The organism is Blautia sp. NSJ-175, assembly GCF_022867815.1.
GTDB classification, from domain to species: domain Bacteria; phylum Bacillota; class Clostridia; order Lachnospirales; family Lachnospiraceae; genus Blautia; species Blautia celeris.
On sequence record NZ_JALIFQ010000067.1, the window covers coordinates 1 to 667 of the forward strand.

Below are 667 nucleotides of genomic sequence, written 5' to 3' on the forward strand. Positions count from 1 at the left end.
GGAGCCTTTTTTAAACCATCAAGTGGTAGGAGGTGATAACCAATCCACAGTATCTTAAAATAGCATAGTCAAACCTGTAGAAAAGGTAAAGAAAGACTATGACTTTATATAATAGTAGGAGTGTATTAGCAATGTCACATGGAGCAAATGTATTTGAGTATGGTATGTTTTCTAAAAAATCTTTAAGAAGAATAATCATACCCTTAATAATTGAGCAGGCTTTAATGCTGTCAGTAGGAATGTTTGATACTCTTATGGTATCATACGCTGGGGAAAGTGCAGTATCTGGTGTATCACTGGTCGATAGTATTAACACCTTACTCATCTTCCTACTAACAGCCCTTGCTACTGGTGGAGCAATAGTAGCTGGTCAGTATTTGGGTAGTAAGAATTTAGAAAAAAGTAATCAAGCTGGTGAACAGCTTATAATTTCCAGTTTAGGCATATCTGTAATTTTTTCGGTTATTTGCTTAATTTTCAATCAACAACTTTTATCTCTGTTTTTCGGAAATATAGACGCTACTGTAATGAGCAATGCAAGAACATATTGAATAATCCGGGGTGAAATCCATCACCTGTCCGGCGTATGGAAATCAATATTCCGTTTTTTACGGAATCACGATTCCGGAAAAAAGGGAATCGCATTTTTCCTAAAACCTTATAATGA

Annotated in this window: 1 protein-coding gene; it reads left to right on the top strand. The window is 35.5% G+C overall.

Translation table 11 applies throughout. From position 1 onward, the window contains the following. Positions 1–131: 131 nt before the first annotated feature. Entirely contained in the window at positions 132–551 is a 420-nt protein-coding gene (locus MUB35_RS30350) for an MATE family efflux transporter (protein WP_244807379.1), read from the top strand. Positions 552–667 lie beyond the last annotated feature (116 nt).